Raw genomic sequence first — 10,066 nt, 5'->3', positions numbered from 1 at the left:
TCGGTCAGGCGCTGATTGGCATCCCGGGTGAACTGCAGGTAGTGACCCAGTGCGTTTTCCAGGCGGTACAGCGGTACGGCGGTGTTGTCGTCCGGTACTTCACCGAAGTAGAAGAACACATTGTCCAGGGTTTGCAGCAGGTAGTGGCCGCCTACGGTGCGGACAAGATGGATCTTTTCGTTCGGGTTGTAGATGCTTTCGCCCGGTTCAAGGTCAATGAACGGGACACTGCGCCCTTGGTTGTCGGTGTGGTACACGAAGCCGCCGCTGCGGCGCAGGCTTTGCTCCCAAGGCAGTACCCAGCCTTGGCCGAGCACGCTGTCGATAGTCAGGTCACTGGCATAGAAACGCGACCACTCGATCGGCATCATCCCGGGCAGGACGAAATCCGTTTCATTGGCCAGCAATTTGCGGCCAGTCGTCATGTCGACAGGATTACCGGTGAAACCGCCGACCGCACGTTCGATGGCCGGGCCAACGATGAAGCGCCCGGCGAGGTAGCTGCCCGCAATCGTCGCGCCTGTTTGCGCAGCAGGATACAGCCAAGACAGTTGATAAATTAAGAAAAAGGCAAACCCTAACCGACTCTGAGGATAAGGCCGGAACTAAGAAAAAATCAGAAGTGGCTGAGGCAAGGTTGGCAGCCACTTCCATACCTAATCGTCAATGTTAATGAGCCTAGTCTTGGGCAGTCTTTACACCTTAGTGTAAACGGAACTCAAAATCACCATTAGTCAATTTGCACCCTGTGGATGATAAGTCACTAACACCAACCAGTCTTGAATCAAGCCGCCATCAGCCAACCATGACCGATCCAAACACAATCACCCCACATATCTGCGTACAAAACACTAACAAACACTCAAAGAATGAACCATGCCGAGAGTTCTACCTCGAGCTTTTACGGCAATACCATCAAACACCATAGACTTTACTACCAACAACCTCTAAAACAAACTTACCTCTCGCATCAAGTTTAAAATTCTTAACGCAACTAAATTAAGCGATCAATATCACTGGAGCACCTGTAAAATAACGCTCAGATAAAAATTAACGCTCATACACATACACCTTTGACTCATCTTTCAAGAAGTACATCCCACGCAACTCATGTGCTTCATTGTACTCGGGATAGATCTTGACACCTGGAATGCTATTAGAAGAAAAACTCGTAATCCCTTTAAGGACCCCAGCACTCCATTCGTACGCAAAGGACCAAAAATCCAAGTCCTGATCCACCCGACAGGATCGCACCACCCCCTCATCAGGCGTGTACTCTGCAATTTTCAACCATAAATTTTCAGCATGGCGGTTAGTATTAAGCGCGCATACACGCCCCTCAGAATAAATCAATCTCTCAACCTCATGAACCTCCCCTTTAGAATTGTAGATTTCGACCCTAGTAACTTGATCACCATAACAATAATATTTGTGCACATTCTTTTTAGTTGCCGGCTCTCTGTCACTCATTTTTGCCGGCGTTACGCCGGCCATCTCTAACTCAAACGGGATAATTGAATATGCCGGCCCCTTAGACCATAATTCCCGATCACTTTTCATCTCACCTTGGCTAAACACAGAAATAAATGACTTATCAGCCAACATTTTGGCTGCTTCATTTTTTAGAGCCTCTAATTCACTTATCACAGCTTACTTACCTAATCGTCTTGAATGAAATGCCATCGAACAGTGATTTTTTCACGTCTGAGAGCGCGCTTAAAAACTCGTCTCGGCTATTGGCTCCGGAAAGCTTATCAAAAACATGTTGCTTATAGGCTTTCCCGTGGATTCCAGCGCCTTTATGAGGAGTTGCAGTAGTGCCCGGAACCCTGGCAGATTCGGTATTCGGCAGCCATATACCATTACGTTTGTCGTTAATATCGATGTCAAAATCTTCCATTTTCTTAGGAAGTGCATCCATCCGCACATCTTTTGAGTTTGACATTACGATATGGTGAGCATCGTATTGACCGCCCCCTTGAGGACTTGCACCAAGATTCTTCCTGAGCACTTTGGCATCAGAGTTACAGGAAAGACCTAGCTCATCTACCCAACCTATCAGACTAGGCGCATATTGATATAGATTGTCACCACCCGCCAAACCGATTGGGTCTTGTGTCAAAAATCTCCCAATCTCTGCGTCGAAGTATCTAAATGTGTTGTAGTGAAGCGTTGTTTCAGCATCAAAGTATTGACCTCTGAACCTTAGATTCTGCTCGATTTCAGTGACCGTCTGCTGTTCAATTGTTCCCCACGACCGATACGTCACCTGCCAAACGATCTCACCGTCGCTGTCGGTCAGCTCCAGCGGCGTCCCAATCTGGTCCGTATGGAAGTAATAGACCTTCTGCTCTTTGCCTTCGGCCTGATCAACCCGTGCCAGCGGCGCATAGCTGCCAGGTTCGTAGAAATACAGAATGCTCTGCCCCGGCGTCTCCTCACGCAGCATCCTCAGCCCTTGCCAGAGGAAGCGCTTCTGCTCCGTGATGCCGTTGATGTCCGACTGCTTGGCAACCCGCCGCCCCAGGCTGTCATACCGGTACTCCCCAGTACTTTCTAGCTTGCCGTTGACCAGCGTTTCAGCGCGGACCAGCCGGTTCTCGCAGTCATAGCTAAAGTTTTGCAGCTTGCTATGACCCGAGCGCTTCTCGATCAAGTTGCCCCAAGGGTCATAGCGGTACTCCTGGTCCCGCCAACGCTTGATGCGGTTGTCTTTGACCTTCTCCAGTTGCCGCGCATTGAAGTCGAGGCGGTTGGCCGCCGGGTCGTAGCGGAACTCTTCGCTGCCAACTAACGAGCCGGTATCGCGGCTATGCAACTGGCCGTTGGCTTCGTATTCGTACTTGATCTCGCCACGCAGCTTGTCCAGCGTGCGCACCAACTCCCCCGCTGGGTCGTACTGATAACGCCGATGAATCGGGTTATACGCATGCTCCACCAGCAACGACGTGTTGATGCCGGTGTTGTGCACCTGCGACAGCTTGTCAGCGGGCAGAGTGGACGCAAATTGCCACGCCTTGCGCCCCATCGCGTCGTAACCAAAGCAACTGGTCAGCTTGCCCTGCGTGCGGTACACCTCGCGGTGCAAGTCATCGCGCTCCATGTCGCTGATCACCTGGCCGTCCAGGTTCAGCTGGTGCAGGTGGCCGCTGCCGTAATACAGATGATTGACCTTTCGCCCGTTTGGCAGAGTCAGCGTGGTCAGGTTGCTCAGCGGGTCGTATTCGTAGTCGAGCGTGCCTTGGGGGCCGATCTCCTGGGTCAGCCGACCGAGCAGGTCGTAGGTGTATTCGAGCTTTTCTTCAGTGATGCCAAGTTGCTTGCCGATGCCGCTGGGTTGCCGCTCAATGCTCAGCAGCCGGTCAACATCGTCATAGGCATAGTCTTGTCGCGCATCGCGGTTGAGCTTGGCCACCAGCCGGCCAATCGGGTCGCGCTCGAACAGTGTTTCGCGTTGCGGCTGTTCGCCATTTTCGCCGTAGCCGATTTCATCCAGCCGGGTCAGATGGCCGCCGTCGTTATAGGTGAAGCGCCGGGTCAGGTTGTCCACCCGCACTTCTTCCACCAGCCGGTCCGAGGCATCGTAGGCAAAGCTGTACGGCATGCTGTTTTCATTGACCAGCGCGGTCAGGCGCATAGCCTTGTCGTACTCGTACCTGACCCGCTGGCCTTTGGCATCCTGGCGGCTGCTGGGCAGCCCGCGGGCGGTGCGCATCAGCCGCGTGGTCTGGCCTTTGCCATCGGTATGGGTCAGCACCTGCCCGTAGACGTTGTAGGTAAAGGTCTCCGCCGTCCCGTCCGGATGGTCGATCTTGACCACCTCCCCGTCCGGCTTGCGCTCCAGCGTGGTGGTCTGCTTCAGTGCATCGGTCACCGCCACCAGATGCTGACGCTCGTCATAGCAGTAGTACGTGCTCTTGCCCGAGCAGTCCTGATAGCGCTCGACCTGGGCCAGGGTGTTCCACCACAGGTATTTGGACTTGTACGTCGCATCGATGATGGTGTGCGGCAGGCCATCTTCGCCGTTGAGGTACTCGGTCATCTGGCCGAGGGCATCGAATTCGGCGAGCAGGTTGCCCTTGTCGTCGTAACGCGCCTGCCAGGTGCTGCCGTCCGGGTAGGTGACCTTGGTCACCAGGGTGGTCAGGTGGTGGTATTCGTAGGCGATGGTGCGGCCCAGCGGGTCGGTTTCTTCCAGCAGGCGGGCGAATTCGTCGTATTTGAAGTGCAGGCGATTGCCGTCGGGCAGGCCCAGGCCGACCATGCTGCCGTTGTCGTCCAGGTCGATGGCGTAGCGTTCGCCGCCGTAGTCGCGGCTGGCGATCACCCGGTGGTCTTCGTTGTAGTGAATCTCCAGTTCGCGGCCGAGCACGTCGGCGGCCCAGCTGGTGCGCGCGGCGAAGTCGTAGCGGAAATGGAAGTGTTCGCCGTCGCTGGTCCAGTGTTCGACCACGCGGGGTTTTCCGTCGAGGGTTTCCCAACGGTAGTGGCAGCCCAGGCCAATGGCATTGCTGTGGGTGACCATCATGCCGTCGGCGTAGCTGAAGCTGCGCACGGTGTCGCCGTTGCGGTTGACCACGGCGCTGAGCTGGCCGTGTTCGTCGTAGCGGTACTGGGCCAGGGTTTCCACGGGCTGGTGGTTGACCACCCGCTTGACCTCGGTCAGGCGGCCCAGCGGGTTGTCGTAGTGCAGGTGTACGCGGGTGCCGCCGGTGGCGCTGATGTCGGTCAGGGTGCCTTCGGGGGTGCGGGTGAAGTGCAGGAAGTGGCCGAGGGCATTTTCGATGCGCTGCAGTGGGACGTCGGTGTCGGTGTCCGGCACTTCGCCGAAGTAGAAGAACAGGTTGTCCAGCGTCTGCAGGATGTAATGGCCGCCCTCGGTGCACACCAGGTACACCTGCTCGTGCGGGTTGTAGATGCGTTCGCCTGGGAGGATGTTGACGAACGGGACTTCGCGGCCCTGATTGTCGGTGAGGTAAACGAAGTTGCCGTTGCGGCGCAGGCTTTGTTCCCACGGCAGCACCCAGCCGCGGCCGAGTACGCTGTCAACGGTGAGGTCGCTGGCGTAGAAGCGTGACCATTCGATCGGCATCAGGCTTGGTAGGCTGAAGTCGATTTTCTTGTTTCAGCTCCTGTTAGCAAACTTTACGGGGTGCTATCCATTTTGCCTGACTAAACAAGAGACAAACAAAGGTGAGGCGCTATAAAATTATACTTTTAAAGATCAAACATACTATCGAGCCGCTGAACACCAAATCAAGTAGCTACAACCGCAACCATCAAATACAAACATCACTCACAATATTCACACCACAAGATACTTAAATCCCCCACATAAAATCAGAAATCAACATCCTCCTCATCAATTAAAGAATCGACAAAATCGCCAAAGGAACTCGACATGACTCTTTGAGCATTAACATGATTAAGATGCATATCAACGTCTGTTTGGAAAGTATCCACCGCAAAATAAATAACCCTCCCCACACCTATCTCCAGGCAGATGAAGTTGCCAGCCTCATCACTTGCAAAGGGGACTAACTGGGACGGAAGAACATTTCTCTCCCGCATCAACTTATAACACCCACCGATATATTTTGTATCATTAGCATCCTCAGCCCCTACACTTGATATGCTTTTGAAGTCCTCTACTCTCACTGGCTCAAAATCTTCATCCGAAATCCAAAACTCTCGAACAGGTGATCCGCCATTGTACGCTCGATATAGCGTCCTAAACATCAAGGGGAATTTAATGCCAATCTGCGCCTCCAGCGCCTCAATATCAGCATCGGAAATCGGCGAACCGCACTGCAACAGCTTAAAGTCAGTCATTATCAACACTCAACAAGTGGAAGATGTTGTTTTTTGCGGGCGACCTTTAAGCCACCCCTTATCTTGCGCTATACCTACGGCATCGGATGTTCCATATGCACCTGAAGGCAGACCAAAGTGTTTCTCAAATTGGGCTACAGATCCTGTATGCGGCAAAGATGCCTCATGCGCTGACTGAGTAATCAACTGCATAGTCCCCCTACCTGTGGTCGGATCAAAGTCATCCAAATGATGCCATGTATATTTCCCAGCCGCTTTGACCTGCGCCCTAGTTAAACCAGCCTCTTTAAATGCCTCAGTAAAGTCTCTACCTCTCGATCCCTGAAGCTGAATTGAAACAATATTTTTTTGGTTTCCCACTACAGGAAATAGATCCGCAGAGCCTTCGAAGTTGACACTTTTAAAGGCTAGGCCCCATGGATCCACCCAGCCAGTGGGATTTGGAACATAGTAATAGAGATTAGACCCACCATCTAGACCAATTGGATCTTGAGTGATAAAGCGTCCAATTTCAGGATCGTAGTATCTGAATGTATTGTAATACAGCTCGGTTTCGCCATCGAAATACTGACCTAGGAATCGCAGATTTTGCTCGACTTGGTCTATTGTTTGTTCCTCAATCGCTCCCCAAGACCGATAGGTCGCCTGCCATACGATCTCGCCTTCGCTGTTACTTAACTCCAATGGCGTCCCAATCTGATCCGTATGGAAGTAGTAGACCTTCTGCTCTTCGCCTTCGCCCTGATCAACGCGTGCCAGTGGCGCATAGCTGCCTGGCTCATACAGGTACAAAATGCTCTGCCCCGGCGTTTCCTCACGCAGCATCCTCAGCCCTTGCCAGAGGAAGTGCTTCTGCTCCGTGGTGCCATCGATCTCAGACTGCTTGGCAACCCGTCGCCCCAGGCTGTCATAGCGATACGCGCCAGTGCTCTCCAACTTGCCATTGACCAGCGTCTCAGCACGGATTAGTCGGTTCTCACAGTCATAACTAAAGTTTTGCAGCTTGCTATGCCCCGAGCGCTTCTCGATCAGGTTGCCCCACGGGTCATAGCGGTACTCCTGATCCCGCCAACGCCTGATGCGGTTGTCCTTGACCTTCTCCAGTTGCCGCGCGTTGAAGTCGAGGCGGTTGGCTGCCGGATCGTAGCGGAACTCTTCGCTGCCAACTAACGAGCCGGTATCGCGGCTATGCAACTGGCCGTTGGCTTCGTATTCGTACTTGATCTCGCCGCGCAGCTTGTCCAGCGTACGCACCAACTCGCCGGCCGGATCGTACTGGTAGCGCCGATGAATCGGGTTATACGCATGCTCCACCAGTAACGACGTATTGATGCCGGGGTTGTGCACCTGCGAGAGTTTGTCGGCAGGCAACTTGGACGCGAACTGCCACGCCTTGCGCCCTATCGCGTCGTAACCAAAGCAACTGGTCAGCTTGCCCTGCGTGCGGTACACCTCGCGGTGCAGGTCGTCACGCTCCATGTCGCTGATCACCTGGCCGTCCAGGTTCAGCTGGTGCAGGTGGCCGCTGCCGTAGTACAGGTGGTTGACCTTGCGCCCGTCCGGGAGAGTCAGCGTGGTCAGGTTGCTCAGCGGGTCGTATTCGTAGTCGAGCGTGCCTTGCGGGCCGATCTCCTGGGTCAACCGACCGAGCAGGTCATAGGTGTATTCGAGCTTTTCTTCGGTGATGCCGAGTTGCTTGCCGATGCCGCTGGGTTGCCGCTGAATGCTCAGCAGCCGGTCAACATCGTCATAGGCATAGTCTTGTCGCGCATCGCGGTTGAGCTTGGCCACCAGCCGGCCAATCGGGTCGCGCTCGAACAGTGTTTCGCGTTGCGGCTGTTCGCCATTTTCGCCGTAGCCGATTTCATCCAGCCGGGTCAGATGGCCGCCGTCGTTATAGGTGAAGCGCCGGGTCAGGTTGTCCACCCGCACTTCTTCCACCAGCCGGTCCGAGGCATCGTAGGCAAAGCGGTACGGCATGCTGTTTTCATTGACCAACGCGGTCAAACGGACAGCCTTGTCGTACTCGTACCTGACCCGCTGGCCCTTGGCATCCTGGCGGCTGCTGGGCAGCCCGCGGGCGGTGCGCATCAGGCGGGTGGTCTGGCCCTTGCCGTCGGTGTGGGTCAGCACCTGACCGTAGACGTTGTAGGTAAAGGTTTCCGCCGTGCCGTCCGGATGGTCGATCCTGACCACCTCCCCGTCCGGCTTGCGCTCCAGCGTGGTGGTCTGCTTCAGTGCATCGGTCACCGCCACCAGATGCTGACGCTCGTCATAGCGGTAGTAGGTGCTCTTGCCCGAGCAGTCCTGATAGCGCTCGACCTGGGCCAAGGTGTTCCACCACAGGTACTTGGACTTGTACGTCGCATCGATAATGGTGTGCGGCAGGCCATTTTCGCCGTTGAGGTACTCGGTCATCTGGCCGAGCGCATCGAATTCGGCAAGCAGGTTGCCCTTGTCGTCGTAACGCGCCTGCCAGGTGCTGCCGTCCGGGTAGGTGACCTTGGTCACCAGGGTAGTCAGGTGGTGGTATTCGTAGGCGATGGTGCGGCCCAGCGGGTCGGTTTCTTCCAGCAGGCGGGCGAATTCGTCGTACTTGAAGTGCAGGCGATTGCCGTCGGGCAGGTCCAGGCCGACCATGTTGCCGTTGTCGTCCAGGTCGATGGCGTAGCGTTCGCCGCCGTAGTCGCGGCTGGCGATGACGCGGTGGTCTTCGTTGTAGTGAATCTCCAGTTCGCGGCCGAGCACGTCGGCGGCCCAGCTGGTGCGCGCGGCGAAGTCGTAGCGGAAATGGAAGTGTTCGCCGTCGCTGGTCCAGTGTTCGACCACGCGCGGTTTTCCGTCGAGGATTTCCCAGCGGTAGTGGCAGCCCAGGCCAATGGCATTGTTGTGGGTGACCATCATGCCGTCGGCGTAGCTGAAGCTGCGCACGGTGTCGCCATTGCGGTTCACCACGGCGCTGAGCTGGCCGTGTTCGTCGTAGCGGTACTGGGCCAGGGTTTCCACGGGCTGGTGGTTGACCACCCTCTTGACCTCGGTCAGGCGGCCCAGCGGGTTGTCGTAGTGCAGGTGTACGCGCGTGCCGCCGGTGGCGCTGATGTCGGTCAGCGTGCCTTGCTCGGTGCGGGTGAAATGCAGGAAGTGGCCGAGAGCGTTTTCGATGCGCTGCAGCGGGACGTCGGTGTCGGTGTCCGGTACTTCGCCGAAGTAGAAGAACAGGTTGTCCAGCGTCTGCAGGATGTAGTGGCCGCCCTCGGTGCACACCAGGTACACCTGCTCGTGCGGGTTGTAGATGCGCTCACCCGGGAGGATGTTGACGAACGGGACTTCGCGGCCCTGGTTGTCGGTGAGGTAGACGAAGTTGCCGCTACGGCGAAGGCTTTGTTCCCACGGCAGTACCCAGCCGCGGCCGAGCACGCTGTCGACGGTCAAATCGCTGGCGTAGAAACGCGACCATTCGATCGGCATCAGGCCTGGTAGGCTGAAGTCGATTTCGTCAGGGATCAGTTTACGGCCGGTGGTGAGGTCGACCGGGTTGCCGGTCAGGCCGCCGATTGCCCGGCGGGCGACGGGTTCGACCACGTAACGGCTGGCGACTTCGCCGGCAATGAAGCCTGCAGTGAACTTGAGTGCGCACGGCATGATGGCTTTCATGCCGGCCTGGGTACCGGCCTTGATCAGCTGGGCGATGCCGCCAGCGGCGCCGGCGACGGCCATCAGCACGTCGACGGTGGTGCGCAGCCATTTCGGGATTTCGTCGTCCACCGGCAGGTATCGGTAGGTGCCGCCGCCGATGATAACGTTGTCCGAACCGCCGGAAATGGTCGCGCCGCAGGTCAGCTTGTCGCCCTTGCGCGCCGCTGCCACGCTGTTGATGAAAACGTTGGTCGAGCCTTCCGCGATCTGCACCGGGCCGGGGTGCTTGTCGCAGGCCCCGATGCTTTTTTCGACCCGGGCGGCCTTGCGGCTGTTGATGAAGACGTTGGGTGAGGCAGTGGTTATCGTCCCTGAGGGGGATGAGAACATACTGCCTATCGCCTCCCCGGCGGCGGTCAGCAAGCTGCCTCCGATGCCGGCTGCCATGCCGGCGAGCAAGGCCACGCCGAATCCGCAGGTGAAGGTGGCGATGGCCACCGTGGCCACCAGTGCGATGCCCAGGGCGGCGCCGATCAGGAAGCCTCCCAGTGCACTAGTGTGCGAAATCTCGTCGCCGAACCTGGCCGCTTCGAACATG

3 protein-coding genes and 2 pseudogenes are annotated in these 10,066 nt (G+C 56.3%); all 5 read right to left on the bottom strand.

The genetic code is table 11. The features are described 5' to 3' along the window. Positions 1-533: pseudogene (locus ACZ6YA_RS13750) on the bottom strand (DUF6531 domain-containing protein); the annotation flags it as partial. Between the two features lie 517 nt (positions 534-1,050). After that, the gene (locus tag ACZ6YA_RS13745; RefSeq protein WP_465897665.1) at positions 1,051-1,605 is read right to left on the bottom strand and encodes a hypothetical protein; all 555 of its coding nucleotides are present in this window, start codon (positions 1,603-1,605) and stop codon (positions 1,051-1,053) included. A gap of 49 nt (positions 1,606-1,654) precedes the next feature. Further along, positions 1,655-5,119, bottom strand: a pseudogene (locus ACZ6YA_RS13740) (RHS repeat-associated core domain-containing protein); the annotation flags it as partial. Between the two features lie 221 nt (positions 5,120-5,340). Continuing rightward, entirely contained in the window at positions 5,341-5,832 is a 492-nt protein-coding gene (locus ACZ6YA_RS13735) for an SMI1/KNR4 family protein (RefSeq protein ID WP_465897664.1), read from the bottom strand. Between the two features lie 9 nt (positions 5,833-5,841). Further along, positions 5,842-10,065, bottom strand: coding sequence for an RHS repeat-associated core domain-containing protein (locus ACZ6YA_RS13730; RefSeq protein ID WP_465897663.1), 4,224 nt, complete (start codon positions 10,063-10,065; stop codon positions 5,842-5,844). Position 10,066 lies beyond the last annotated feature (1 nt).

It is taken from the genome of Pseudomonas sp. NPDC090752, assembly GCF_055584805.1.
The sequence above is the reverse complement of the archived record's forward strand: the minus strand, read 5'-3'. Positions and strand labels throughout refer to the sequence as shown.

Coding starts and splice junctions, on each gene's coding strand:
- ACZ6YA_RS13730 (WP_465897663.1), bottom strand. CDS start 10,065: ATGTTCGAAGCGGCCAGGTTCGGCGACGAGATTTCGCACACTAGTGCA.
- ACZ6YA_RS13735 (WP_465897664.1), bottom strand. CDS start 5,832: ATGACTGACTTTAAGCTGTTGCAGTGCGGTTCGCCGATTTCCGATGCT.
- ACZ6YA_RS13745 (WP_465897665.1), bottom strand. CDS start 1,605: ATGTTGGCTGATAAGTCATTTATTTCTGTGTTTAGCCAAGGTGAGATG.